The sequence below is a fragment of the Sedimentibacter hydroxybenzoicus DSM 7310 genome, from assembly GCF_013403245.1.
Lineage (GTDB): Bacteria > Bacillota > Clostridia > Tissierellales > Sedimentibacteraceae > Sedimentibacter > Sedimentibacter hydroxybenzoicus.
Genome location: NZ_JACBNQ010000013.1, coordinates 28,744 through 55,300 on the forward strand (window position 1 = coordinate 28,744; position 26,557 = coordinate 55,300).

Consider the following 26,557-nt stretch of genomic DNA (forward strand, 5'->3'; position numbering starts at 1 on the left):
AATGTTTGGAGGCATATTAATGAAGGTAAAAGTCTGCGTAGGTTCAAACTGTACTTTATTGGGAGCGATGAGTATATTAGATCAGATTGATGATTTGAAAATTATTATCAGCGAGGATTCAGATAATTATAATGATGAAGAACTGGAAGTTGAAGCTATCAGGTGTTTGGGATTCTGCAAGAACACTGATGAAAAGGTTGCGCCGATAGTAGTGATTGATGGTGAGACAATGTATAATGCTACAAGCCAGACAGTGATGGAGAAGATTGTTAACAAAATCAGGAAATGACAGAAGAGACTTGGAGGAATAATAATGAAAGAAAGTTATGTCGATCTTGTTCGCATTAGGAGACAGGTATTTGCAAAGGTTGCAAAATTAGCTTATGATGGTGCTGATTTATCAGAACTGGAGAAGGCATCTTTTGAAATTTTACCGGGAGAAGTAGCTACATACAGGGATAGTATATTCAGAGAAAGAGCTATAGTTGATGAGCGGCTTAGGTTAACATTGGGATTGAATGCGAGAAAACCTACTGAGCACCATCGCGTAACCGACGGAATTAACGATGTAGATGTCGATAAAATCCAATTTATAGAGCCGTTAATCAATGTTATCACATTTGCATGTGAAGCTTGTCCTACTAAGCAATTTTATGTAACCGACAATTGCAGAAAGTGCTTAGCTCATCCATGTACCAACGTATGCCCCACAAATGCCGTTTCAATAGGACGAAAAAGAGCGATAATTGATTTGGATAAATGTATCAAATGCGGCAGATGCAAGGATACATGTCCATACAGTGCAATTGTACAATATGACAGACCTTGTGCTGCTGCATGCGGTGTTAATGCAATAGAAAGTGATTATCTGGGCAGGGCAGAGATAAATATGGACAGATGTGTATCATGCGGAAATTGCATTATCCAGTGTCCTTACGGAGCTATATCAGATAAATCTCAAATATACCAGCTTATTAAGGCTTTAAAGTCAAATGATCACATGTATGCTATAGTGGCACCGTCATTTTTAGGACAGTTTGGACCTTTGGCTTCTCCTGTTCAAATATTTGAAGGGATAAAGCAGCTTGGATTTGAAGATGCTATAGAGGTAAGCTTAGGGGCAGATATTACAACTTTAAGAGAAGCAAATGAATTTCTTGAAAGAGTGCCAAACGAAATTCCATATATGGGAACAAGCTGCTGCAATTCATGGACAATAATGGTTGAAAAATTATTTCCGGATCAATTTGAATATATATCAGATTCTTCTTCGCCGATGGTTGAAACTGCAAAATATATTAAGAAAAATGATCCTGATGCAAAAATAGCCTTTATAGGACCTTGCATTTCCAAGAAATTAGAAGCATTAAGAGAAGATGTCAAGGATTATGTGCATTTTGTAATTACTTTTGAAGAACTTATGGGTATGTTTGTTGCTAAAGGGATAGAATTGTCGGAAATTGAGGTATCTGAAAAAATACAGGATGCGTCTTCATTAGGTCGCGGTTATGCTATAGCAGGCGGAGTAGCCGAAGCAGTAAAGCAGGTAGCTTTGTCCATGGACCCGTCAAAGGAGATAAATGTCGAAGGCGCTTCTACCTTGCATGAATGTGTGAAGCTTATGAGAGTTGCAAAGTCCGGAAAAAGGAACGGATACTTGCTTGAAGGCATGGCATGTTCGGGTGGGTGTATTGCGGGTCCCGGAACATTAGCGTCACTTAACAGGGTAAGAAAGGCCGTAATAGATTTTAAAAATCAAGCAGATATTAAGTCTCCATTAGAAAATAAAATTATAGATGAAAATTTATCTTGATAAATTAAATGAAAATGCTCTTTAAAATAAAGAGCATCAGGCTGCTGAAAAAGTCCCCCTGCGTCGTTGCCGTTCAGTCGGTCAATCCTCACGTATGTCTAATACGCTGCGGTTGCCCGCCTTCCGGCGCCTTGCAGGATGAACTTTTTCAACAGCCTACCATCTTGATGACTTTGTCATCAATCTGATGCTCTTTAAAATAAAGAGCATTTTTTTGTTGTACAGAAATCATTGACCATCTGGTCAATTTCATGTATAATTATATTGACTGAATAGTCAATGGGTAAGGAGGTTATGCATGATTGACAATTCAAAAAGAGATAAAATTTTAGAAGCAAGCTTATGTGAGTTTGCGGAATACGGTTATGATAAAGCAAGCACCGACAGGATAAGTGAAAAAGCAGGAGTTTCCAAGGGGTTGATTTTTCATTATTTTGGTTCTAAGGATAATTTGTACATGATTATCATAAACAAGTGCATAGATGATTTTTTTGATAAATTTAATAAAATGAAATTCGACGATTCTGAATTCATACAAAAATTTATTCAAATTACTAAAATGAAATATAATTTTTTTATTAGCAATCCCATGCATTACAGAATACTGACAAGCGGATTTTATAATGCTCCGAAAAAATTACAAAAAAAGCTTGAACTTAGGTATTCTGAACTTAAGCAAATCGGATTAAATATAATAGTAGATATGATTAAAGGTTTACCCATCAAGGAAAATATTTCGGCAGATGATATATTAATAGTATTTGAATCCTTTACCGGCTTAATGGAAAGCAGATACTTGCCTCATTTTACAGAGGATATAGATAATTTTGAAGAAATATACGATGTTATTATCGATGAATATATTAAGCTTATAAATATTATTTTATACGGTATTTTAGACCAAAATTAAGGGGTGATAATTTGAGTGACACAGTATTAAAAGTTAAAAATCTCAGTAAGAATTATCAAATGGGTGAAGTTACGGTTAAAGCATTGGAGGATGTGACCTTTGAAGTGGAAAAAGGGGAATTTATAGTTATCTTAGGACCCAGTGGTTCCGGAAAAAGCACATTGCTAAATATAGTCGGCGGTATGGATAATCCCAGTGACGGCGAGGTTTATTTTAATAATGAATTAATAACGAAAATGAAGGATAAGGAGCTTACCTATTACAGAAGAAATAAAATCGGATTTGTATTTCAATTTTATAATTTAATGGCTACACTGACAGCAAGAGAAAATGTGGAGCTTGCTGCGGAGCTTTGCGAAAATGCCGCTGATATAGACGAGGTTATGGAATCTGTAGGTCTTGGGGACCGCGCCGACCATTTTCCGTCTCAAATGAGCGGAGGAGAACAGCAAAGAGTTGCAATAGCCAGAGCCGTTGCTAAGAATCCGCAGATTCTATTGTGTGATGAGCCTACCGGAGCACTTGATTTTGAAACCGGCATACAGATATTGAAGGTATTAAAGGATGTAAACGAGAAATTTGGAAATACGGTTATGGTTATAACTCATAATGCTTCCATAGCTGATATGGCAGACAAGATCATAAAAATGAGGAGCGGAAAAATAGCCGATATTATAATAAATGAAAATCCGATTTCTCCCGAAAGGATTGAATGGTAATGAAAAAGCTTGATCTGAGATTGTTCAGGATGATTAAAAATACCAAGGGTCAATATATTGCGGTTCTTTCAATAATTATTACCGGAATTTTTGTATTCACGGCCGTTAATAACTCTGCCGTAAATTTAAAGGATTCCATAAATGATTATTATGATGCCACCAACTTTGCTGATATTTTCATTCAAGGAAGCAATATGCCTGAAAGCTTGGAAAATCAGCTGATCGGTTCAAATGGTATAAAAGAAGCTGAGGCAAGATTAGTGTTCGATACGAAGTTTTTAACAGGTAATGATGATGATAATGTTAATGTACGTGTAGTTTCTGTTCACCAATACGAAAATAAAATAAACAAACTGTTTATGAAGAACGGAAAAAGAATATTGACAGGCAGAGATATAATTGTTATAGAAAAATTTGCAGAAGCAAGAAGTATCAAGCTCGGGGATGAAATTAAGCTTAGAATTAACGGCAGGGAGCATAAATTTAATGTTTCCGGTATTGCTACCAGTGCCGAATACATTTATATAATGGAAAACGAGCAATCATTACTTCCGGCACCTGAAAAATTTGGTGTTGTCTACGTTGAAGAAAGCTATCTGCAAAAAATAAATGGAAATAAAGGCGGATTTAATGATATTGTTATAAAATTAAATACACCTGATAATACGGATAGGACAGCGAAATATTTAGAAGATAAGCTTGATAAATATAGTGCAAGGGTTATAAAAAGAGCCGACCAGCTGAGTAATAATGTAATGAATCAGGAAATATCGGGACTTGAAATGATGTCACAGTCCATACCCTTTATATTTTTATTGTTTGCGGGCGTTATGCTTTCGGTAATGCTTTCAAGAATTGTAAAAAAGGACAGAATATCAATTGGTGTATTAAAGGCTATGGGCTTTACAAACGATGAGATTGTAATGCATTATCTGAAATATGCCGGTTCTGTGGGACTAATCGGAGGAACAGCAGGGTCAATAATTGGAACTGCATTGTCGGGAATGATGACTAATCTTTATTTAATGTTTTTCAGCATACCCATGCTTGTTGTACAGGTGTATTACAGAAAAATTATTATATCAATTATTTTATCCTTTGTTTTTTGTGTTCTGGCAGGCTTTTGGGGAGTTAAAGATATTCTTAGAATCAATCCCGCCGAAGCTATGAAGCCCGAGTCGCCAAAGAAGGGTAAAAGAATATTCATCGAGAAAATAAAGATTATATGGAATCATGTTTCTTTTTCATGGAAGCTTGTTCTAAGGAATATATTCAGAGAAAAAAAGAAGTTTGTATTCATTGGTGCCGCAGTGGCAATAACCTGTGGTATGATGATTATGACAATGTGGATGACAGATATAATGGATTTGATGTTTAACAGGCATTACGGAGAATTCATTAATGTCCAGTACAATATAAGCTTTAATGAGTTTAAAAGTGAAAATACTATGAAGGAATTTTCTAAGCTTATTAATGTTAAAGAAATGGAACAAAGGGTTGAGATGCCTTTTGAAATAAAAAACGGCAAGGATTCAAAAATAGTAAGCGTCATTGGCTTGAATGACAGTACGAAATTTTATGCATTCAGAGATATAAACAACAATGCGCTTGAACTTCCTCAGGATGGAATATTATTATCATCTAACCTAGCAACAGAATTGAATGTGGATGTCGGAGACGAAGTGATTTTAAAAAGCTTAGTAAAGGATGATGATCATAGCTATGTTTATGTTAAGGGTATAGTAAATCAGGCACTTGGTATAAACGGTTATACAAATATTGATTTTCTGAGGGGTAAGTTTTTAGATAAAGGAATTATAAATGGGGTATACATAAACTCGGATGATAACGTAACAGATAAATTGAAGGATATTAAGGATATAACCGTATTGTCACAATTTGATATGAAGGACGCATTTTCGGAATTTACGGCTATGACTGCGGCCGCTATGGGAACTATGGTTATTTTCTCGGGACTTTTGGGATTTATTATAACGTACAGTATGACCCTGATGAGTATAAATGAAAGGGCATTGGAGTTTTCGTCCCTCAGAGTTATGGGATTCACTAAAAAGGAAATCTTCAATATGCTTATCAGAGAGAATATGATAATGTCCGTAATAGGAATTATATTCGGAATACCAATAGGGCTATGGCTTGTACATTATATGGGTGTTTCTTTTACAACGGATCTTTACACCATGAAGGAGCCGGTCACCATAAGCGGTATTGCAACATCCATAGCATTAACGATAGTTTTTATAACGTTAGCTCAGTTAATGACTTATGCTAAAATTCATAGGCTTGATTTTATGCAGGCATTGAAAAATAGAGTTTCATAATTTCTGATTTGGAGGGTAAAATGAAAATAAAATACAAGAAAAAATACGTAGTATTATCTCTGTTATTGGTTTTGTCCGTAGCTGTTGTCTACTCGCTGTTTGCAGGAGGTCAGGAAGTAGGTGCGGACAAAACAACAACTGTTAAATCAGGTGTTATTCAAAGTACCTTAGAGGAAACGGGAACGGTTTATTCTAAAAGAGTCAATACCTTTTATTCGGATTTTAGCCAAAAGGTAAAGGTTTTAAACGTATCTGTCGGAGATAAGGTTGAAAAAGGGGATATTATATTAACATATGATAATAATTACGATCTGGAAATAGAAAGGGCCAATAAACAAATAGAGGCAGTAACAGCCACATATAATGAAACGATTAAGGGTGCTGATTTCAAAGAGATTTCTAATATGAAGTTAAACATCAGCACAATTGAAGGCAGTTTAAATCTTGCAAGAAATAATTTTGAAAAAATAAAGGACTTATACGAAAATAATGCTGTCAGTCAGGTTGAATATGATGAGGCAAAGAACAATGTTACAACTCTGGAAAATCAGCTGCAGGAAGCTAATAATAATTATGATTTGCTGCTAAGAGGTGTTTCATCCAATGTGAAGAAGCAATATGAATCACAAATTGAAGAAATAATGGTACAGATAAAAATTCTTGAAAAGAATATTGAGCAATCATCAATTAAGGCAGAATTTGACGGAATTATTACTGAATTAAACGTCCATCAGGGAGGCATGACTCAGCCGGGAGTAATTGTTGTTGAAATTCAGGATGAGAAAAATCTGGGTGTCTATGTGGAAGTGTTGGCTGAAGATGCGATTAAAACATCAAAGGATATGCCGTTTATAATAGATTTGAATGGTGATGTGAAAGAGCTCACGATAAACAGAGTATATCCAAAGGCAACATCATCGGTTTCAGAGCTTGGTGTTGAACAAAAAAGAGTAAGAATTGAGGCTGATTTAGAGGCCGATAACAAAATGAAAATCGGTACAGAGGTTGATGTGGTAATCGTGCTTGAAGAAAAAGACAATGTTCTGATAGTAGACAGAGACGCTGTCTATGAAAAATCATATAAAGAATATGTTACAGTCATAGCCGGAGACAAGCAAATAGAAACTGAAGTCACAACAGGTTTAAAGAATGATGACTTTATAGAAATAATTTCCGGTTTAAAAGAAAATGATGTTGTATTATTGAACTATTAAATGTATAATACTGAAGGTTAATGTTGATACTTTAACGAAGGAGAATAAAATGAAATACGATTTAATAATAGTCGGAGCAGGACCATCCGGTATATTTACGGCATTTGAGCTGAACAGAATGTGCCCGGACAAAAAAATATTATTAATAGAACAGGGTAAATCTATAAGAAAACGCCATTGTCCAAAGGATAAAACCAAGGAATGTATAAATTGTCAGCCATATTGCAGTATAACTACAGGTTTCTCGGGAGCAGGAGCGTTTTCTGACGGAAAGCTGTCACTCAGTCCCGAAGTGGGAGGAGATTTGCCTGAATTAATAGGCTATGAATATGTTCAGGAATTAATAAATTACACAGATGAAATATATCTTGATTTTGGTGCCGATACAAAAGTGGAAGGCGTTGAAAGCAAGGAAGAAATAAAGGAAGTAAGACGAAAAGCCATTGAAGCGGGACTTAAGCTGGTAGATTGTCCTATCAGGCACTTAGGAACTGAAAAAGCACAGGATATATACGGTAAAATAGAGCAGCATTTAGTTGACAACGGGATTGAAATAAGGTTCAGCACTCAAGCTGTTGATGTAATAATTGAAGACGGTGCTTTAAAGGGAGTTATATTGACAGATGCGGTAAGAAAGGCAAAAATGGAAGAGGTTTATGGCGATACCGTTGTTATTTCTGCAGGCAGAAAAGGTGCCGATTGGTTGAAGTCGTTGTGTGTTAAACATAATATAGCTCACAGAGCCGGAACTGTCGATATAGGCGTAAGGGTTGAAGTAAGAAATGAAGTAATGGAAAAGGTTAATAATATTCTTTATGAGTCAAAGCTCATCGGATATCCTCGACCATTCAGAGATAAAGTAAGAACTTTTTGCCAAAATCCGGGTGGCTTTGTAAGTCAGGAAAATTACGATAATAATCTTGCAGTTGTCAATGGCCATTCATATAAGGACAGAAAATCAAACAATACTAATTTAGCTATATTAAGTTCGCATAATTTCAAGCATCCGTTCAACGAGCCTATCAAGTATGGCGCTAAGGTTGCTGAATTGTTAAATATGCTTGGAGACGGCAGCATTATTGTTCAAAGATACGGAGATATATTAGACGGAAAAAGAACATGGCAAAATGAATTGTCAAGATCAAACGTAATTCCCACACTGCCTGATGCGGTTGCAGGAGATTTAACATCTGCAATGCCGTACAGAACAATGACTAATATATTGAATTTTATAGAAGCATTGAATACGGTAGTGCCTGGATTTGCGGGAACCGAAACTCTTCTTTACGGACCGGAGGTAAAATTCTACAGCAATAAGGTTGAAATATCTGAAGATTTTGAAACAAGCATCAAAAATTTATATTGCTTAGGCGATTCGAGCGGTTGGACCAGGGGGTTAATGATGGCATCCCTCATGGGAGTAAGAATGGGTCAGATATTAGGAAAGGGGACACACCTTAACGGATAGAAAGTCGTTGGGGCGGACGTCAAGTAATGTCCCCCAATTATAAATAAGTAGGAATATGGGACATATCTTAGCGGATGGGAAGGTCGTTAGAGGTATGTCCCTAATTTTAGGAATAAAAAATAAAAATCCAAATATATTATACTATTACATGTCTGAAGAACTGATTAAACTACATCAGATTATTAAGGGGGAAGAACATTGGAATGGTATAATATCGGTAAAAGTGAATTAGTAAAGGAACTAAAGACGGATTTAAATCGCGGATTGAGCCGTAGAGAAGCGGAGAAAAGATTAGAGGATTACGGTAAAAATGAATTAGAGGCTACAGGAAAGAAAAGCTTTTTGACTAAATTAATTGCTCAGTTTACAGATTTCTTAATTATTATTTTAATGGTTGCTGCAGGTATTTCAGGCTTTGTAGGTGAAAAGGACGATGCAATTGTTATTTTAGCCATTGTAGTCATTAATGCTGTTCTTGGAATATATCAGGAAGGCAAGGCAGAAAAGTCCGTTGAAGCACTTCAAAAATTAAGTGCTCCAAATGCTAAGGTAATCAGAGACGGAAATCAGATAGTTGTTCCTGCGGCAGATATTGTGCCCGGAGATTTGATAGCTTTAGATGCAGGGGATATTATCCCCGCTGATATAAGATTAATTGAAAGCTCTAATTTAAAGGTTGAAGAAGCTTCTTTAACAGGTGAATCCGTTCCGGTTGAAAAGGACGCCAATACCAAAATTGCAGGTCGTGTCGGAATCGGGGACAGGCATAACATGGCCTTTTCCAGCACAATTGTAACTTATGGCAGAGGTAAGGGTATAGCTATAGGAACCGGACATAATACCGAAATCGGTAATATAGCTATTAAGATTCAATCCTATGACGACGAAGAAACACCGTTGCAGTCTAAGCTGAATCAGCTTGGCAAGGTTCTGGGAACCTTGACCATCGGAATCTGCATAATGGTCTTTGTTTTGGGACTTTTTCAAGGAAGACCAATACTTAAAATGCTTTTAACATCCATAAGCCTGGCAGTGGCTGCAATACCCGAAGGACTTCCGGCAATTGTTACAATTGTTTTATCAATAGGAATGAACAGAATGGCAGGAAAGAATGCCATAGTAAAAAAGCTTTTGGCAGTTGAAACTCTGGGGGCAACCTCGGTAATTTGTTCCGATAAAACAGGTACGCTGACCCAAAATGAAATGACGGTTGTAAAAGCATACGTTGACGACAAAATATTGGATGTGGAAGGTATCGGCTATGATCCGACAGGAAATATTAAGCTATTGGGCAAAAATGTAGATATATCGTCACTTCCGAATCTGAAAAATCTTGTATGCATCGGTGCTCTTGCCAATGATGCATTGCTTGATAATTCCTCAGGTATGTATAAAATAATGGGAGATCCCACCGAGGGTGCGATCATTACTTTTGCGGGAAAATTAGGACAAACTACATATGGGCTTAATAAATCATATCCTAGAATCGCAGAACTTCCGTTTGATTCAACAAGGAAGATGATGACTACGTTTCATTCCGATTATATTAACGGAAAGATTGTATCCTTTACCAAAGGAGCTCCCGATATCGTAATAAGCAAGTGCAGTAAAATTGCCATAAACGGAATGATAGTAGATTTCACCAAGGAATTAAAAGACAGAGTTCTTAAGGTTAACAAAGATTTTGCCCGTTCAGCATTGAGAGTTTTATCTGCAAGCTATAAAGTATGGAACGAGGTTCCAAAGTCCATTAAGTTTGATGATGTGGAAAATGATATGATTTTTGTCGGGCTTGTTGGCATGATTGACCCGGCAAGATCTGAAGTTAAGGAATCAATAAAATTATGTAAGCAAGCCGGAATTGAAACAATAATGATTACCGGTGATTATAAAGATACTGCCTATGCTATCGCCAAAGATTTAGGGATGGTTGAACATGAAAATCAGGCAATGATGGGTGAAGAACTTGATAAGCTGTCGGATAAAGAGCTTAGAGAGGCAGTAAAAAATACAAAGGTCTATGCAAGAGTTTCCCCGGAACACAAGGTAAAAATCGTTACGGCATTGAAAGACAACGGCTATATAACTTCCATGACAGGTGACGGGGTAAATGATGCCTTGGCTCTAAAAAAAGCTGATATAGGGGTAGCAATGGGTATAACCGGTACTGATGTGGCTAAAAATACGGCCGAAGTAATACTTACTGATGATAATTTTGCAACCATTGTCAATGCTGTAGAAGAAGGCAGAATAATATTCAGCAATATTAAGAAGTTCGTATTTTTCCTTTTAAGCTGCAATATAGGTGAAATACTGCTTGTGTTCATAAGTATACTGCTGGGATGGGAAGTACCTCTTTTGCCGATCCAGCTTCTTTGGCTTAATCTTGTAACAGACAGCTTTCCCGCTATGGCATTGGGAGTTGAAAATGCTGAACCGGGAATAATGCGTTTACCTCCGAGAGATACGAAGGAGCCGATTTTGGATAAAAGCATGCTTGGCGGGATTATGTTCCAGGCTGTAGCTATAAGCGCGGCTTCACTATTTTCGTATTTGTGGGCAATGCGTATGTATGGCGTAGGAGAAGGTCTCATTCACGCTCGCAGTGTCGTATTTGCCACATTGATAACGGCTGAATTATTAAGAGCATTCTCATCTAGGTCACAAACATACACATTGTTTAAAATCGGTTTTTTCTCCAATGTGAGGATGATTCAGGCGGTGCTGGTATCATTTTTACTGACTGTGGCTGTGTTGTACGTACCGGTGCTTAACAATATATTTGACGTAATTCCTTTAACATCACATGATTGGTTAATAGTAACGACTTTTTCATTCATACCGATGATTACAGGCGAGCTGTACAAGGATTTATTCAAAAACAAGGTAAAATAAACACATATGAGGGACGGTCCTTTTTGGGTTACAATCCAAAAAGGACCGTCCCCAATGTGTTGGTGAAAGTGTTGATTTCATTCATGTTAATTCCGCTGTAGTTCAATGAGAACAACAGCTTGTTGTTGCTTAAGTTTATAATGTTTAACAAAATATCGTCGGCCTTTGCATCTTCCTTTATTTTTTCAATGCTTTTGGAGGTGGTTGCCTGACACACTATATGAAGACCTGAATCAGAATTAATAATTTCTATTTTATCTTTATAATTACTTTTTAAGCTGCCTGCCAAATTTAAATTTTTCTTTCTGTAAATTCTTTTTACTTTTCTCAGATGCTTTTGCATATATCCGTCCTTCATAAAATGAGCAAGTACAATTTGGTCTATTTTTGAAGTAGATTGAGTATGACGGTTTTTGATATCATTATATTTCGGCAAAAGCTTTTTTGGTATAACCATGAAGCTGATTCTTAGGGAAGGCAAAAGCATTTTAGAAAATGACCCTAAATAAATTACGCAATCATTTTTATCCATCCCCTGAAGACATGGTATGGGCATACCTCCGTATCGTATCATGGCATCATAATCATCCTCAATTATGAGTCCGTCATTTTTATATGCCCATTCCAACAGCTCCATACGCTTATTTACGGGCATAACAGTTCCCAAGGGGTATTGATGAGAAGGACTTATATAAATCAATTTGGATTCGCTTTTTCTTAACATTGAAATATCAAAGCCGCTGTCGTTAATTTCAATGTGATTAATATTGAAATTATAATCTTCAAAAATATATTCCGCCTTGTTAAATCCCGGCTTTTCAAATGCAATTGTATTGTGTCTTTCTTTGATTACTCCTATTAATATGCCCAGCAAATATTGAACACCCGCGCCCACAATAACCTGTTCCGGGTTCGTATGTCCTCCCCGCATTGTATTTACAAAATCGGATATTTCTTCTCTCAAAAATTGCTCACCCTGTATTGAGCAGCTGTTATAAATTTTAGTTTCCTTGTCTGAAATTACTTTATTGTACAGCCTCTTCCACGTAGATATATCAAAGCTTTCCTTGTCTACACCATCATTTATATAATCATTATCAAGCTGATGATTCATTACATTCTTATGAGTTTCCCTGATGATTTCAAAATTATATTCACTTAAGTCACATACAAAATACCCTCTCTTAGGGGAGTTTTCGATATAACCCTCTGCCACAAGCTGGCTGTATGCATTTTCAACGGTTGTCTTGCTTAAATTCAAGGTCGCTGAAGCCTCTCTGATAGAAGGAAGCTTAACATCAGGCTTTAAAACTCCCGATGTTATTTCTGATTTTATAAATTCATAGAGCTGCATGTATATGGGAATGCTGCTTTCTCTGTTAAATATAGGCGATATAATCATAAATACTCCTTAAACTGACTTGTTCAAATTTTATAAAATTAACACAAATTGAGGTTACACATATTTTATCATATTTTTACACATATACAATAAAAAAATCATATGATATACTTATTAATATACTTCTTTGACGTTCGGAGTGACATAAACCGATGGTTTTAAGAAATTACTGTGGATAGTAATAATCAATAGCTAATCAATTGTTTAACAACTGCATATCAATTGATTATCAATCGTGAAAAGGAGCTGCTATGTACAATATAAATGAAATTCAGGATTTTAAATATATAACATTTCCGTCTTTTGAAGAATATGATGATATTTTCCACTGCTTTACTACAAGAGCGGGAGGAGTAAGCGAAGGTTCTTTTGCTTCTATGAACATAGGATTCAGCACCGGGGATAATGATGAAAATGTTAAAAGGAACATTGAAATAATGGCTGAAAGGCTTAACCTGAACGTTGACGACATAGTTGAAACTCATCAGACGCATACAAATAATATTATGTATGTAACGGAGGAGCATAAGGGAAGAATTTTTACAGAGGGAATCGAAAATAACATAAAGAATATAGACGGTATTTATACGGACAAAACAAATTTAACGTTGATGTCCTTCCATGCGGATTGCACACCTGTCTTTTTATATGATCCCATAAAGAAGGTTATCGGTTTAGCTCATGCAGGATGGAGAGGCACCGTTCAAAATATCGGAGGGGTTATGGTTAAAGCATTTATTAACGACTTTAATTCAGATCCGAAGGATATTAAAGCAGCCATAGGACCGTCTCTTTGCAAAGAATGTTTTGAGGTTGATGAGGATGTGAAGGATTTATTCGTTGCAACAGATGAAAGCTTTATGGATTTCATGGATACGAAGGGAATTAAATATTACTTCAATCTGTGGGAAATCAATAAATATTTATTATTAAAAGAAGGACTAAGGGGAGAAAACATCGAAATATCAGGCATTTGCACTAAGTGCCGAAATGATTTGCTTTTTTCACACAGAGGACAGGGTGGAAAAAGAGGTTTAATGACGGGCTTGCTAATGATGAAAAAACTACCACCCTTATAGAAGTGTGGTAGTTTACATTCAATAGAAACTTAATTATTCTAACCTCTTTTTAAGAATGCGGTTACACAGTGAATAGCACCCCAGCCCTTTAGTATTTCGAAGAAGTCTGTGGAGATAACTTTTATGCCGTTGTTTTCAAGTAGTTCCTTACACCTTGGATTTCCTTCGGGCTGGACAACTAATCCAGGTTTTATAGCTACAAAATTGATTCCTAAGGTTTCTTTTGCTTCAGTTTGTGATGGGGCTTCTAACAGTTTGAAGCCTTTCCTTTTTAAAGCCTCACAAACATCGTATGGAACTTGTGAGGCGTGAATCATAGCAGTGTCATTGCTGGCGATGTTTAGCAGCCCATCTATATGTGCATGACCGTAAGGTATTTGCATATGTATAATATTATCTACGCCGATTCTTTTCAATTCGTACTCAACCTGTTGGTATCCGTCTTTGTTGCATCTTACACCTGAAGCCAGTACAACAGTGTGCTTGTCAATCCATAGACCCATTGCTCCGTCAAAGGTTCCGTTTCCTGTAACGGTTTTAAGTATAGGAACTCCTAAATCAGAAAGAGCTTTGGCTGCATATCTTTCCTCGCCTCTCCTGGCAGCAATTGCGGGTCTTGTTACTATTGCTCCCTCAGGAGTCATAAAAACCAGGTCTCTCATGAACAAAGCATTAGGACGGTCCCCTCTTTGTTCTTTAACATAATAAACTTTAACACCGTGGTTACTGTAAATTTCAGCTAAATCATCATGCTGTTTTCTAAATAAATCCACGTTTATGGGCTCTTTAAATCGCACTTCCTTATAATCGAAATTCTCTATTTCCTTTCCGGGTCTTCTCATTAGAACAGCTTTTAAATCTTCAACTTCGGAAGCTACTCCCCAATCACCCCAGTAAAGATCTATTTCGTCCTTAAAGCTGTTTTCATTTGGGAACCAGCGTTCACCGGGAATAGCATCAGTATCTATTTTAACTATGTCTTTATTCATCGTAATGACTCCTTCTTAAATTTAAGTTGTATAGCAGCTATTGTCCTCTTTTTAAAAATGCCGTGACACAGTGTATTGCTCCCTTACCCTTCATAATTTCAGATACGTCAACGGTTATAACTTTTATACCGTTGTTTTCGAGAAGCTCCTGGCTTCTGGGATTACCTTCCGGCATAACTATCAAACCCGGCTTCAATGCTACAAAATTACAGCCAAATGTACTACGTACTTCAGTGGTAGAAGGAGCTTCCAATATTTTGCATCCACATTTTTTCAGGGCATCGCATACATCATATGGTACCTGCGAAGCATGAATCATTACTATTTCTTCACTGGCCATGTTCATAATGCCGTCTATATGTATATTACTATAGGGAATCTGCATAGGTATAATATTATCTACTCCCATTTTTTCAAGCTCGTATTTTACTTGTTCATATCCGCTTTTATTAGTTCTGCTGCTGGTTGATAAAACTACGGTTTTTCTATTAACCCACATAGCATTTGCACCTTCAAATATGCCGTCACCGTTAATTGTTCTTAATATAGGGACTCCCAGTTTAGCGAGAGCCTCCGCGATATATCTTTCTTCTCCCCTTCTGGCAGACATACCCGGTCTTGTAATTATTGCTCCTTCTGGGGTCATAAACATTAAATCTCTGCAGAAAACAGCGTTAGGTCTGTCTTCTCTCTGTTGCTCCACGTAATATACTTCAATATTGTGATTTCTGTATATTTGGGCAAGGTTGTCATGCTGATTTCTCATTAGCTCCACATCAATAGGTTCATCTGAAAATCTTACTTCATTTGCGTTGAATTTTTCTACTTCCTTTCCGGGTCTGTACATTAGTACGGATTTTAAGTCATCTACTTCCGAGCATACTCCCCATTTTCCCCAATAAATCTCAATATCATCTCCAAAATACGATTCTTTTGGGAACCAGCGCTCTCCGGCAATAGCGTCTATATCTTTTTTTACCGCTTCTTTATTCATTGTAATTGCTCCTTATATTTTCTTTTTCTTAATTTCATATCATGCAATTTCTGTGCCATATGTAAAACACAACCTGAAATTTTTGTTTTAGTATGGTCTGCTAATATTTTAAGGGGCAAAAAAAAATTAGTAAAAAATTTTTTACTAATTTGTAAAGTAATACTTTACTTAAAACATAAATTATCTTTATCTAATTCATATTTTTCCATTTTATAGTATAGGTTTTGCTTTGTTATCTTAAGTTTTTTTGCTGCATCTGTAAATTTATCTGATTTTTTTATTGCATTTATAATTAATTTTTTTTCATAATTATGAACTGCTTCATTCAGCGAAATATCATTGTCTATCTCAAAATTGCAGTTATTAACTGGAATTTTATAGATGTATTCCGGCAGATCCTTTTTTTGAATTATCCGAGATGATGTTAAATTAAAGGCGCCTTCTATAATATTCCTAAGCTCTCTGACATTTCCCGGCCAGTTGTATTTTTGAAAAATATCTTCCACTTCTTCAGATATATCAATTATATTTCTGTTCATTTTGTTGTTAAAATAGTCGATAAAATACTTTGTAAGGTAATTTACATCTTGTCTTCTTTCCCTTAAAGAAGGCAAATCCAATTGAACAACGCTGAGTCTGTAAAATAAATCCTCTCGCAGTTTTTTTTCCTTAAGACATACTGAAGGGTCCTCATTTATAGCGGAAATAATTTTTACATCCGTGTTTATGGCTTCAATTCCACCTATTCTGGTAATTTTTTTTTCTTCAATTGCTTTAAGTATTTTGGCTTGTACACTTATTTCCATTGAATTTATCTCATCCAGAAATAGGGTTCCTCCATTAGCTATTTCAAATAATCCGGGTCTGTTTTCGGCTCCGGTGTAACTTCCTTTTGTTGTACCGAACAGAATGCTTTCCAAGAGAGTTGATGGTATAGATGCACAGTTTTGAGACACAAATCGTTTGTTTTTACGATTGCTGCTTGTGTGTATAGATTGGGCCACTAACTCCTTTCCCGTTCCGGTTTCTCCATAAATTAAAACTGTGGAGTCCGTCTGGGCGACTTTCTTGATTTTTTCCTTAATATTATCTAATGTAGGGGAATTTGTAATAATATCATCAACAGTATACAAGGATTTTTTCTGCTCATTGTTTTTAATTGACAGCACTATATCCTGACGTTGGTAGCAGTCATCCACATATCTGGAGACATCTACTACTCCTATTATATCTTCGTTATGCTTTACTAAAAGTGTCGAATTTATAGCATTTATCGTTTGTCCCTTATAAGAAACTAAAGATTGAAATTCGTTAAATATAGATTTTCCGGTTTTAAGTGCCCTCATAACACTGCTTGTTTCTTCCGTCAATGTGGGATATACAGTTAATACATGTTTTCCTATAGCATCTTTTTCCTCTAAATTATTTATATCCTGCCTAAAGTTTGTGTAATACTCGATTATCCCTTTGTTATTAGTAACAAGAACACCATCTATATAATTATATATACTTAAAATCTGTTCCACATATCTTCTCAGCATGACTTTTCTCCTTGATTATTAATGTTAATACTATATCAAAAACGTTGATTTGTCAAGGTATATTATGATATGTCAATTTTTTAACATTGTTATTTATGAATAACAAGTATTATAATAATAAAGTATATTTTTTGTCTGTGTTCTGTCGGAATTAATATAAATAACTATATTTTATAGTTTGATTGTTGGTACGGAAATTGCATATGATTAGTTAGTAGTGAAAATTATTTACATAACAAAAGGAGGAAAGTTAGACTTAACACCATAACAAAAACTTAAATAATATGGAGGAAATTGTATGAATAAAAGATTTGTGGCAATCGTTTTAACAGTTTTAATGGTTGCGGGATTAATTTCAGGCTGTGCAGGAAATTCTGTATCACAGAACGACAACCTGTCTCCTGAGGAAAGAACAATTAGACTCAGAGTAAATGATTCTATACCATCACTCGATTGGGAGCAATCTACAAGTCTACGTGCTGTTAAGGTATGGCATCAAATGTTTGAAGGACTATATGGAATGGATGAGGCAAAGGGCGGCTATTATAAGGAACTGGCTAAGGAAGTAAGCCTTAGTGACAATCAGAAGGAATATACTATTACTCTGCAGGATGGAGTAAAGTTCCAGAACGGGGAAGTTATGAAAGCTTCTGATGTCGTGTTCAGTTATGAGAGAGCAATGAAAAATCCAAGATTTAATTATGTAACGTCTATGATTGAAGATGTTGTTGAAATCAATGATAATACTGTAAAAATAACTTTAAAAACTCCTTTTTCTGCAATTGATCATACTTTTTTCAGCATAAAGATTTCCAGCGAGAAAGAAGTATTGGAACAGGGAGACAAGTTTGGTACTATACCGCACAAAGCTGGTACAGGTCCATATTATGTAACTGAATATAATGTAGCAACGGACATAAAGCTTAATGCATTTGAAGATTATTGGAGAGGTTCACCGGCTATTAAAAAAATTGAGTATAGAGTTATATCTGATGATGCTGCCGCAGTAATAGCTTTTGAAAACCATGAGCTTGATTATTTAGAGGATGCTCCTCTGACAGACTGGGAATCGCTGGTTAAGGCTTCTGGTGAAAATCACTCATTAACTAAGGGTAATGACGTATTGTTTTTAGGCGTAAACTATTTGTCCCCTACGAACAATAATATTCTTGTTAATGACAAGGTAAGACAAGCAATATTCTATGCTGTAAATAAAAAGGATATGAATTCCGCTGCATGTAACGGTTACGGTGTAGAGACACCTTACTATATGCCTCCGGAATATGTTGCTACTTCACCTAAGGACGGATTTGAAACATATGAGTACAATCCTGAGAAGGCGAAACTACTTTTAGCAGAAGCAGGTTATCCTGACGGAGTAGATGTGGGAACTATTCTTACTTATGGAGCAAGTACAGGTGACAAGGCAAAGATGGCACAGGTTCTGCAGGCAAATCTTGCTGATGTGGGAATAACCTCTGCTGTATCTGTAATGGAATCTGCCGTGGTATTACCTAGGTTGTATGATCAGGATTATGATATTTGTATATATGCTGATTCCAATAATTTTGATTTCAATAATATAAGACAAATGGTTCACAGTGAATCGGTAGGTATGTATATTGTTAAGTACAAGGATGGTCCGTTTAACTGGAAACGTCTTGAAGAACTTGTGGATCTAGGTGTTTCTACATCTAATGTAGATGAACGCGTCGGATATTACAGGGAGTTATGGTCGATTACTATGGATTCTGCGACTCTGCTGCCTTGCCTGTCAAAGCCTGTACCTACTGTGTGGGCATCTAATCTGGAAATCGGAACTCCTGTTCCTTCATTCTATAAGATACGTACATTCAGCTGGAAATAATTAAAAGCATACTATGTACTAATAAGGGTATTTGCGGAATGTATTAGGATATTCATAGCATCTCCTAAGAATAGCTGAGGAGATGCTGATGAATATATAAGAAAAGTTAGGAGACAAAAATGTATAGATATATTATAAAAAGGATACTATTTCTTATACCTACGGTTTTGGGAGTTGTGTTTATTATTTATTTCGTAATGAATATAACACCGGGAGATCCTGCCCGTGCAATGCTTGGTTCATCAGCTCCCCAAGCAGATATAGACAAGCTTAATCATGAGTTAGGATATGACCTACCGTTTCTTCAGAAATATTTTAATTATATTTACAATATGGTAGTAAAACAAGACTTTGGAATATCTTATTTTACTAGGCAATCTGTTTTCGCAGAAATATGGCCAAGGTACATCGTAACCATAAATTTGGCCTTAATGGGTGTTGTGTTATCCTCTGTAATAGGAATACCTTTGGGAATATATGCTGCAGTAAAGCAGTATTCTTTATGGGATACAGTTCCATCCATTTTTGCATTTTTAATAGCCGCAGTACCTTCATTCGTACTAGGAATGATTCTACTTTTTGTATTTTCTCTTAAGCTTAATTTACTTCCATCATACGGAATTACATCCTTCAGTAATTATATAATGCCTGCACTTACCATTTCTATACCGCCAGCTGCAATGAACTTAAGATTTACCAAGTCTTCTATGCTGGAATCAATTAGACAGGATTTTGTTCGCACAGCAAGAGCTAAAGGAGCGCCTGAAAAAATAGTTATATGGAAGCATGCTCTAAAGAATGCCATGTTACCAATTATAACTAATATAGGGTTAAATCTTGGAATGCTTATAGCAGGAGCAGTTGTTGCGGAAAAGCTGTTTTCTATTCCTGGTATCGGAAGTTTGATTGTAGATAGGATAACATATAAGGATGAACCTGTTATTATCGCCGGAACAATATTAATTGCAGTTTGTTTTACAATTGTTATGCTAATGGTTGATGTAATATATGCATATATAGATCCGAGAATAAAGGCTAAGTATGCAAGAATGAAGGGATAAAGATATGAAGGATACTACAATGGACAACGTTATGAGAAATAGCGGTATATCATTTAAAAAACAAAGTCAAACAAAAGAAATATGGAGAAGGTTTAAAAAAAGCAAAGGTGCCGTTATCGGGTTGGTTATGCTTGTGATTATTTTAATGATTCTGTTATTTGCAGATTTTATTGCGCCCTATACAGCGGCTACAAAGCAAAATCTTGCTAACAAGCTTCAAGGTCCTTCTTTAGCACACTTGTTCGGGACAGATTCTTATGGTCGTGATGTGTTTGCCCGTATAGTGCATGGAGGCAGAACATCTATACTTATAGCTATCCTATCTACTATTTCTTCATGTATAATAGGCAGTGCACTAGGAGCTATTGCCGGTTATTTCGGAGGTAAAATAGATAGTATTATTATGAGATCATTGGATATTTTTATGTCCGTACCTGATATTCTTTTTACCATGGCTGTGGTATTTGCCCTTGGTGCTAATTTTGTCAATTTGCTGGTTGCACTTACATTAGCATATTTTACAAATTATGTGAGGCTGGTTCGTTCACAGGTTCTTAATCTTGCAGAACTTGACTATGTTGAAGCTGCAAGGGCCGGTGGTGCAAGCAGTGCAAGAATTATAGCATCTCACATTCTGCCTAATGCTATGGGAGTTATAATCGTAAATACTACACTTAACGTTTCTAAGATTATATTGTACGAGTCTACATTAAGTTTTTTAGGTTTGGGGATGCCACCTCCGGCTCCTGAATGGGGATTGATGCTTTCAGAGGCAAGGGAGTTTATGCGTACTTCTCCTCACTTGCTGTTTTTCCCGGCTATGGCAATCGTTTTGACTGCGTGTTCCGTGAACCTCATAGGTGACGGACTGAGAGATGCACTTGACCCACATTTAAAATCTTAGCTTACTTAAGTAGAAAGGATATGATTATGAACGAATTGATTTTAGATATAGATGATTTGTCGGTTATTTATAAAACGGACCTAGAAACTGTTAAGGCTGTTAATGGTATCAACCTTAAAATAGGGAAGGGAAAAACTCTAGGTTTGGTAGGAGAAACCGGAGCAGGCAAAACTACAACTGCTTTGTCAATATTGAAATTGCTGCCGGAAAATACGGGAAAGGTAACAAGTGGAAATGTTAAATTTGAAGGCACTAACCTCCTTGAGATGAATGAGCATGAAATACGTGAAATAAGAGGGGGACAGATTGCTATGGTTTTTCAGGACCCTATGACAAGTCTTAATCCGGTTATGACCGTAGGGGACCAGATTGCAGAGGCTATTATAATGCATAATGAAGGACTGAGTAAAGGGGAGATAGAAAAACGCATTGATGAAAAACTTACAATGGTAGGAATACTTCCATCAAGAAAGACTGAATATCCTCACCAGTTTTCTGGAGGTATGAAGCAAAGGGTTGTAATAGCCATGGCACTTGCATGCGAGCCTAAGCTTCTTATTGCTGATGAACCAACTACCGCACTTGATGTTACAATACAGGCACAGGTGTTGATGATGATTAAGGAACTTAGAAATCGTTTGGGAACATCAATGCTAATGATAACCCATGACTTGGGAGTTGTGGCAAAAATATGTGACGACGTGGCAGTTATGTATGCAGGAGAAATTGTTGAGGCGGGTACTGTTCATGATATATTTCTTGGAGAGGATCATCATCCGTATACTGAAGGTCTATTTGGCTCTATTCCCAACCTTTCTTCCAGAACAAAAAGGCTGAACTCTATTCCAGGATTGATGCCTGACCCAACAAATCTGCCGGAAGGCTGTATTTTTGCTCCAAGGTGCAAATATTGTATGGACATATGTATTAGAGTACATCCAAATACCGTATTTGACGAAACTCATTCCCTGAAATGCCATTTGTTTGATGGCAAATTACGTAGGGACAAGCAGGAGGGAAAAAGTGAAAAACAATAAATCAACTCCGTTAATAGAAACCATAGGGTTAAGAAAACTGTTTAAATTAAATGGCGGTGCAAGGCTTCATGCTGTAGATGGTATTAATCTTAAAATATATCCCGGAGAAACTGTAGGGGTGGTAGGAGAGTCCGGATGTGGCAAAAGTACTCTTGGAAGAACTATACTTAGACTGATTGAGCCAACATCAGGTCAAATTTTATATAATGGAAGTGATATAACTAAGATAAGTGCGGGAAAAATGCGCGAGATGAGAAAAGATCTTCAGATAATTTTTCAGGATCCGTATTCAAGCATTGATCCACGTAAATCGGTTATAGATATAATAGCTGAATATATGTTTATACATAAGGTATATAAAAATAAAATTGATACTTATAACCGTGCAGCGGAGCTTATGGATTTAGTAGGTTTGGCAAGAAGATATTCAAGCTCATATGCTCACGAACTTGATGGCGGGCGCCGCCAGCGTATAGGAATTGCCAGAGCATTATCGTTAAATCCCAAATTTATTGTATGCGACGAGCCGGTTTCTGCATTGGATGTTTCAATTCAGGCTCAAATTCTGAATCTTTTGATGGATTTGGAGGAGGAGCTGGGTCTTACATATATGTTTGTTACTCATAACCTAAGTGTAGTTAAGCATATTTCAACTAAAATAATGGTTATGTATCTTGGTAAATGTGTGGAAATGGCATCTTCGGACGAATTGTTCCAAAATCCGATGCATCCATATACAAAGGCATTGCTAAAGGCAATACCAGAGCCGGATATTTCAAAGAGGGATGAAGAATTTGCTCTTATTAAAGGAGAAGTAAGTAGTCCTATTAACGTAAAGCCTGGATGTAGGTTTGCAAAACGATGTGATTTTTGTTTTGACAGGTGTATCCAGGAGGATCCAAATCTTACGGAAGTTTCCTATGAACATTTTGTTTCATGTTTTTTGGTAGAAAAAAATAAAGTAGAAAAGTAAATGAAAAAATACTATTTATTGTCTGTTATGGCGTTATAAGTTACCGGAAAACTTGCAATTATGATATTGAAAATAATCGTATTTTAAGAATTAGAATCTCTTTATGAGGTTTCATATTGCTAATTTCAATTGTTTATTATTTTTATAGATGTTTGGTATTATATATATTTTTTAGGAGGAAGGTAAAATGTCAGTTAACTTAAAAGGAAGAAGTCTTTTAACACTAATGGATTTAACACCTGAAGAAATAAGGTATATTTTGGATCTTGCTCATGACTTAAAAGCAAAAAAAAGAGCTGGTATCAGCAATTACCTGTTAAAAGGGAAAAATATTGTATTGCTGTTTGAAAAAACATCAACAAGAACAAGATGTGCATTTGAAGTTGCAGCGTTAGAGGAAGGAGCTCATGTTACATTCTTGGATTCAGGAAGTTCGCAAATGGGCAAAAAAGAATCATTGGAGGATACGGCAAAAGTACTGGGAAGATTTTATGATGGAATAGAATATAGGGGATATGAGCAGCAGGTTGTAGAAAAACTAGCAAAATGTTCTGGAGTGCCTGTATGGAATGGACTGACTGATGTAGATCATCCCACACAAATACTGGCTGATATGATGACTATAGAAGAGCATGTTGCAAAACCGCTTAATAAAGTGAAATTAGTATTTACGGGTGATATAAGAAATAATATGTCGTTTGCTTGGATGTACGGCTGTGCTAAAATGGGAATGCACTATGTTGCATATGGGCCAAAGGAACTGTTTAATGAAATAGATTCAGAAATGATTAAAAAAGTCGAAGAGGTTGCCAGCTATACCGGTGCCATCATAGAAATAACTGATGATGCAGGAGCTCTAAAGGGAGCGGATGTTATTTATACAGATGTATGGGCATCAATGGGAGAAGAATCACAGATACCGGAAAAGGTAAGAATTATGACACCTTTTAAAGTTACAATGAAAATGCTGAAAGCAACAGAGAATACTGATGTAAAATTTATGCATTGTCTACCGGCATTTCACGATTTTGAAACTAAAATGGCTAATGATCAAAAAGATTTGGGATTTGATATAAGAGAAGTTACTGATGAAGTATTTAGAAGCAGACATTCTATAGTATTTGATGAAGCAGAAAATAGAATGCATTCTATCAAAGCTGTTATAGTGTCAACTATAGGATACTAAAGTAACTATAATATACGGAGTGTGCAATGAAACCAAAAAGATTAGTTATCGCACTAGGCGGAAATGCTTTAGAAGATAAAAATATGCCTTCTACTGCGGAGTCTCAGTTAGAAGTAGTAAAAAAAACATGCGAATTTATAGCAGAAATCATATATTTAGGTTATGAAATCGCTATAGTACATGGAAATGGACCACAAGTAGGAAGAATAATGCTGGCATCTGAAGCTGCCAAAGACGTAACGCCTGTAATGCCTTTTGATGTATGCGGGGCTATGAGCCAGGGTTATATAGGATACCATATACAACAGAGCTTAAAACAAGTCATGGCAAAACGAAATATAACAATGCCTGTTGTAAGTATAATAACGCAGGTTATTGTGGATAAAAATGATGAGGCCTTTCAAAATCCAATGAAACCAATTGGACCATTTTATACAGAAGAAGAATCAAAGAAGTTAGCTCATGAAAGAGGATATACAGTTAAAGAAGATGCCGGAAGAGGTTATAGGAGGGTAGTGCCATCACCAATGCCAACACAAATAGTTGAAATAGATACTATTAAAACATTGCTGAATACAACTATTCCTATAGCGTGTGGCGGTGGTGGAATTCCTGTAATAGAAAGCGAGAATGGTTCACTAAAAGGAGTAGCGGCAGTAATAGATAAGGATTTAGTTGCTGAAAGGTTAGCAGAAGATATAGGTGCCGATATACTTTTGATTCTTACTGAGGTAGAAAAAATATCAATAAACTTTAAAAAAGCAAATCAAATAGATCTATCTTATCTGACTGTAGATGATGCAAAAAAATATATTGAAGAAGGCCATTTTGCACCGGGTAGTATGCTCCCAAAAGTAATTGCTTCTGTAAATTTTGCAAAATCTTCTCCCGGAAGGAAAGCAATAATAACTTCTTTGTATAAGGTTGCAGATGCTTTAGAAGGAAAAAACGGTACAGTTATTGAATGTAAGTAGAATGTACGGGAAACTTTATATTTAAATTATAATTAAATTATTATCATAACCTTCGTACATGCTAAATATAATAATATATATAAAGCTGTGAGGAGGTTATGAAAATTGGCATATAAGAGGATAATATCTCTGATTATGATTGTTTGCTTAAGCTTAAGTATTACCGCATGTGGCACTTTAGATATGATGGTAGGGCTGAAACAGGAAAATAATCCGGATACAACTGATTTTGCAAACTTAACTGACTTTGAAATAGTGGAAGATACAATCGGAGAAGAAATAGTCGAAGAACCTGTTATAGAAACCGTTACCGTAGATCCGGAGCAAGCTAAAGTGACAGATATTTTGGCTTATTTTGAGGATGAAAACGGATTTGTAGTTCCTGTTAATACAAAAATTGACTGGGAAGAAGGAATTGCAAAAGCTACCCTTAGAAGTATGGTAGCTGGAAGTGAAACTGAAAAAAAACTGGCAGGCTCGGGACTTCACGGTGTGCTGCCTGAAGGAACAGAAATCAGAGGGATGGCTATAAAGGATGGTCTTTGCAGAGTGGATTTTACTAAGAACATATTAAATACTTCTTCCTATGAGCAGGAAGAAAATATGATTTCTGCAATTACATATACACTAACTGAATTCCCCACTATAGATAAAGTCGAATTGTTGGTTGAAGGTCAAGTTTTAGCTTCATTATCAAAGGGATACGCTATTAATACTGCATTCGAAAGAGGAAATATTAATTTGCACGGCTCCAGGGACGGTGTTAATTTTACAGTATACTATAAGGCACCTGACACAGAGGTTATGGGTCACTATGTTCCTATAACATTCTCAGCTTCATCACTCAATAATCCTGTTAAAAACGTATTGGAAAAATTGTTCAGCGGGGCACCGGAAGAAACAGTTCTGAGCAATAATATTCCTGTCGGAATCAATTTACGAGGAGTAGATATTGTAAGTGATACGGCTGTAGTTAACTTAGGTGTCGGGGCTGTTAATTTGTCGGAAGAAGAATACAGAGATATGAATGCGATTGTTGTACTTTGTTTAGAGCAGTATGGAATTTCCGATGTAGAATTCAATATCGAAGGAGTTTCGTTTGAAGAAGCGGGCTTGCATTTCGATGATGGGGTAATGCCAGCATTTAATCAATATTAGTTCTTGTCATCCTAAGTTCTTTGTCATCCTG

Annotated in this window: 21 protein-coding genes; 17 read left to right on the forward strand and 4 right to left on the reverse strand. The window is 36.2% G+C overall.

What is annotated here, in order from left to right:
* The first annotated feature begins 19 nt into the window (after positions 1-19).
* From HZF24_RS11570 to HZF24_RS11605, 8 genes are all read left to right on the forward strand, one after another.
* A complete protein-coding gene (locus HZF24_RS11570) occupies positions 20-289 on the forward strand; it encodes an NAD(P)H-dependent oxidoreductase subunit E (protein WP_179238483.1) in 270 nt (89 codons plus the stop codon).
* A 24-nt stretch (positions 290-313) separates the two neighbouring features.
* A complete protein-coding gene (locus HZF24_RS11575) occupies positions 314-1,813 on the forward strand; it encodes a 4Fe-4S dicluster domain-containing protein (protein WP_179238484.1) in 1,500 nt (499 codons plus the stop codon).
* 298 nt (positions 1,814-2,111) lie between these two features.
* The gene (locus HZF24_RS11580) at positions 2,112-2,723 is read left to right on the forward strand and encodes a TetR/AcrR family transcriptional regulator (RefSeq protein WP_179238485.1); all 612 of its coding nucleotides are present in this window, start codon (positions 2,112-2,114) and stop codon (positions 2,721-2,723) included.
* A gap of 11 nt (positions 2,724-2,734) precedes the next feature.
* Positions 2,735-3,442 carry an ABC transporter ATP-binding protein gene (locus tag HZF24_RS11585; protein ID WP_281372289.1) on the forward strand — a complete coding sequence of 236 codons (708 nt, stop codon included), beginning with the start codon at positions 2,735-2,737 and terminating at the stop codon, positions 3,440-3,442.
* Positions 3,442-5,784 (forward strand): ABC transporter permease, encoded by a 2,343-nt coding sequence (locus HZF24_RS11590; RefSeq protein WP_179238486.1) that lies wholly within the window; start codon positions 3,442-3,444, stop codon positions 5,782-5,784. Before HZF24_RS11585 ends, HZF24_RS11590 begins: the two co-directional genes overlap by 1 nt.
* A 20-nt stretch (positions 5,785-5,804) precedes the next feature.
* Complete coding sequence (locus HZF24_RS11595) at positions 5,805-6,998, forward strand: efflux RND transporter periplasmic adaptor subunit (RefSeq protein ID WP_179238487.1); 1,194 nt, start codon at positions 5,805-5,807, stop codon at positions 6,996-6,998.
* A gap of 49 nt (positions 6,999-7,047) precedes the next feature.
* Positions 7,048-8,466, forward strand: coding sequence for an NAD(P)/FAD-dependent oxidoreductase (locus tag HZF24_RS11600; protein ID WP_179238488.1), 1,419 nt, complete (start codon positions 7,048-7,050; stop codon positions 8,464-8,466).
* A 198-nt stretch (positions 8,467-8,664) separates the two neighbouring features.
* On the forward strand, positions 8,665-11,361 hold the full coding sequence (locus HZF24_RS11605; RefSeq protein WP_179238489.1) for a cation-translocating P-type ATPase: 2,697 nt from the start codon (positions 8,665-8,667) through the stop codon (positions 11,359-11,361).
* 28 nt (positions 11,362-11,389) lie between these two features.
* Here HZF24_RS11605 and pdxR read toward each other — a convergent pair whose 3' ends face one another.
* Positions 11,390-12,763 (reverse strand): MocR-like pyridoxine biosynthesis transcription factor PdxR, encoded by a 1,374-nt coding sequence (pdxR, locus tag HZF24_RS11610; RefSeq protein WP_179238490.1) that lies wholly within the window; start codon positions 12,761-12,763, stop codon positions 11,390-11,392.
* 251 nt (positions 12,764-13,014) lie between these two features.
* Between pdxR and pgeF the strand changes: the two genes are divergently transcribed.
* Positions 13,015-13,842 (forward strand): peptidoglycan editing factor PgeF, encoded by an 828-nt coding sequence (gene pgeF / locus HZF24_RS11615; RefSeq protein ID WP_179238491.1) that lies wholly within the window; start codon positions 13,015-13,017, stop codon positions 13,840-13,842.
* Positions 13,843-13,880: 38 nt separating this feature from the next.
* On the opposite strand, the gene HZF24_RS11620 is transcribed toward pgeF, so the two are convergent.
* From HZF24_RS11620 to HZF24_RS11630, 3 genes are all read right to left on the reverse strand, one after another.
* Positions 13,881-14,831: a dimethylarginine dimethylaminohydrolase family protein gene (locus HZF24_RS11620; protein ID WP_179238492.1), complete on the reverse strand. Its 951-nt coding sequence runs from the start codon at positions 14,829-14,831 to the stop codon at positions 13,881-13,883.
* 37 nt (positions 14,832-14,868) lie between these two features.
* Positions 14,869-15,825, reverse strand: coding sequence for a dimethylarginine dimethylaminohydrolase family protein (locus HZF24_RS11625; RefSeq protein ID WP_179238493.1), 957 nt, complete (start codon positions 15,823-15,825; stop codon positions 14,869-14,871).
* 164 nt (positions 15,826-15,989) lie between these two features.
* Positions 15,990-17,366: a sigma-54 interaction domain-containing protein gene (locus HZF24_RS11630; protein ID WP_179238494.1), complete on the reverse strand. Its 1,377-nt coding sequence runs from the start codon at positions 17,364-17,366 to the stop codon at positions 15,990-15,992.
* A 298-nt stretch (positions 17,367-17,664) separates the two neighbouring features.
* Here HZF24_RS11630 and HZF24_RS11635 point away from each other — a divergent pair, with 298 nt between their 5' ends.
* The 8 genes from HZF24_RS11635 to HZF24_RS11670 all read left to right on the forward strand — a co-directional run bounded on the left by HZF24_RS11635 (position 17,665) and on the right by HZF24_RS11670 (position 26,526).
* Entirely contained in the window at positions 17,665-19,233 is a 1,569-nt protein-coding gene (locus HZF24_RS11635; protein ID WP_179238495.1) for an ABC transporter substrate-binding protein, read from the forward strand.
* A gap of 119 nt (positions 19,234-19,352) precedes the next feature.
* Complete coding sequence (locus tag HZF24_RS11640) at positions 19,353-20,294, forward strand: ABC transporter permease (protein WP_179238496.1); 942 nt, start codon at positions 19,353-19,355, stop codon at positions 20,292-20,294.
* A gap of 4 nt (positions 20,295-20,298) precedes the next feature.
* A complete protein-coding gene (locus tag HZF24_RS11645) occupies positions 20,299-21,198 on the forward strand; it encodes an ABC transporter permease (protein ID WP_246346104.1) in 900 nt (299 codons plus the stop codon).
* Positions 21,199-21,224: 26 nt separating this feature from the next.
* Complete coding sequence (locus tag HZF24_RS11650; RefSeq protein ID WP_179238497.1) at positions 21,225-22,235, forward strand: ABC transporter ATP-binding protein; 1,011 nt, start codon at positions 21,225-21,227, stop codon at positions 22,233-22,235.
* Positions 22,222-23,208, forward strand: coding sequence for an ABC transporter ATP-binding protein (locus HZF24_RS11655; RefSeq protein WP_398442020.1), 987 nt, complete (start codon positions 22,222-22,224; stop codon positions 23,206-23,208). The genes HZF24_RS11650 and HZF24_RS11655 overlap by 14 nt, the downstream gene beginning before the upstream one ends.
* A 187-nt stretch (positions 23,209-23,395) precedes the next feature.
* On the forward strand, positions 23,396-24,394 hold the full coding sequence (gene argF / locus HZF24_RS11660; RefSeq protein WP_179238499.1) for an ornithine carbamoyltransferase: 999 nt from the start codon (positions 23,396-23,398) through the stop codon (positions 24,392-24,394).
* Positions 24,395-24,420: 26 nt separating this feature from the next.
* A complete protein-coding gene (arcC, locus tag HZF24_RS11665) occupies positions 24,421-25,368 on the forward strand; it encodes a carbamate kinase (RefSeq protein ID WP_179238500.1) in 948 nt (315 codons plus the stop codon).
* Positions 25,369-25,473: 105 nt separating this feature from the next.
* Positions 25,474-26,526 (forward strand): GerMN domain-containing protein, encoded by a 1,053-nt coding sequence (locus HZF24_RS11670; protein WP_179238501.1) that lies wholly within the window; start codon positions 25,474-25,476, stop codon positions 26,524-26,526.
* The last annotated feature ends 31 nt before the right edge of the window (positions 26,527-26,557 follow it).

What these genes read in the sequence shown, in the direction of transcription:
- argF (WP_179238499.1), top strand. Translation starts at nt 23,396, where the DNA reads ATGTCAGTTAACTTAAAAGGAAGAAGTCTTTTAACACTAATGGATTTA.
- HZF24_RS11620 (WP_179238492.1), bottom strand. Translation starts at nt 14,831, where the DNA reads ATGAATAAAGACATAGTTAAAATAGATACTGATGCTATTCCCGGTGAA.
- HZF24_RS11645 (WP_246346104.1), top strand. Translation starts at nt 20,299, where the DNA reads ATGAAGGATACTACAATGGACAACGTTATGAGAAATAGCGGTATATCA.
- HZF24_RS11575 (WP_179238484.1), top strand. Translation starts at nt 314, where the DNA reads ATGAAAGAAAGTTATGTCGATCTTGTTCGCATTAGGAGACAGGTATTT.
- pdxR (WP_179238490.1), bottom strand. Translation starts at nt 12,763, where the DNA reads ATGATTATATCGCCTATATTTAACAGAGAAAGCAGCATTCCCATATAC.
- HZF24_RS11625 (WP_179238493.1), bottom strand. Translation starts at nt 15,825, where the DNA reads ATGAATAAAGAAGCGGTAAAAAAAGATATAGACGCTATTGCCGGAGAG.
- HZF24_RS11590 (WP_179238486.1), top strand. Translation starts at nt 3,442, where the DNA reads ATGAAAAAGCTTGATCTGAGATTGTTCAGGATGATTAAAAATACCAAG.
- HZF24_RS11580 (WP_179238485.1), top strand. Translation starts at nt 2,112, where the DNA reads ATGATTGACAATTCAAAAAGAGATAAAATTTTAGAAGCAAGCTTATGT.
- HZF24_RS11650 (WP_179238497.1), top strand. Translation starts at nt 21,225, where the DNA reads ATGAACGAATTGATTTTAGATATAGATGATTTGTCGGTTATTTATAAA.
- HZF24_RS11635 (WP_179238495.1), top strand. Translation starts at nt 17,665, where the DNA reads ATGAATAAAAGATTTGTGGCAATCGTTTTAACAGTTTTAATGGTTGCG.
- HZF24_RS11630 (WP_179238494.1), bottom strand. Translation starts at nt 17,366, where the DNA reads ATGCTGAGAAGATATGTGGAACAGATTTTAAGTATATATAATTATATA.
- HZF24_RS11595 (WP_179238487.1), top strand. Translation starts at nt 5,805, where the DNA reads ATGAAAATAAAATACAAGAAAAAATACGTAGTATTATCTCTGTTATTG.
- HZF24_RS11600 (WP_179238488.1), top strand. Translation starts at nt 7,048, where the DNA reads ATGAAATACGATTTAATAATAGTCGGAGCAGGACCATCCGGTATATTT.
- HZF24_RS11570 (WP_179238483.1), top strand. Translation starts at nt 20, where the DNA reads ATGAAGGTAAAAGTCTGCGTAGGTTCAAACTGTACTTTATTGGGAGCG.
- HZF24_RS11640 (WP_179238496.1), top strand. Translation starts at nt 19,353, where the DNA reads ATGTATAGATATATTATAAAAAGGATACTATTTCTTATACCTACGGTT.
- arcC (WP_179238500.1), top strand. Translation starts at nt 24,421, where the DNA reads ATGAAACCAAAAAGATTAGTTATCGCACTAGGCGGAAATGCTTTAGAA.
- pgeF (WP_179238491.1), top strand. Translation starts at nt 13,015, where the DNA reads ATGTACAATATAAATGAAATTCAGGATTTTAAATATATAACATTTCCG.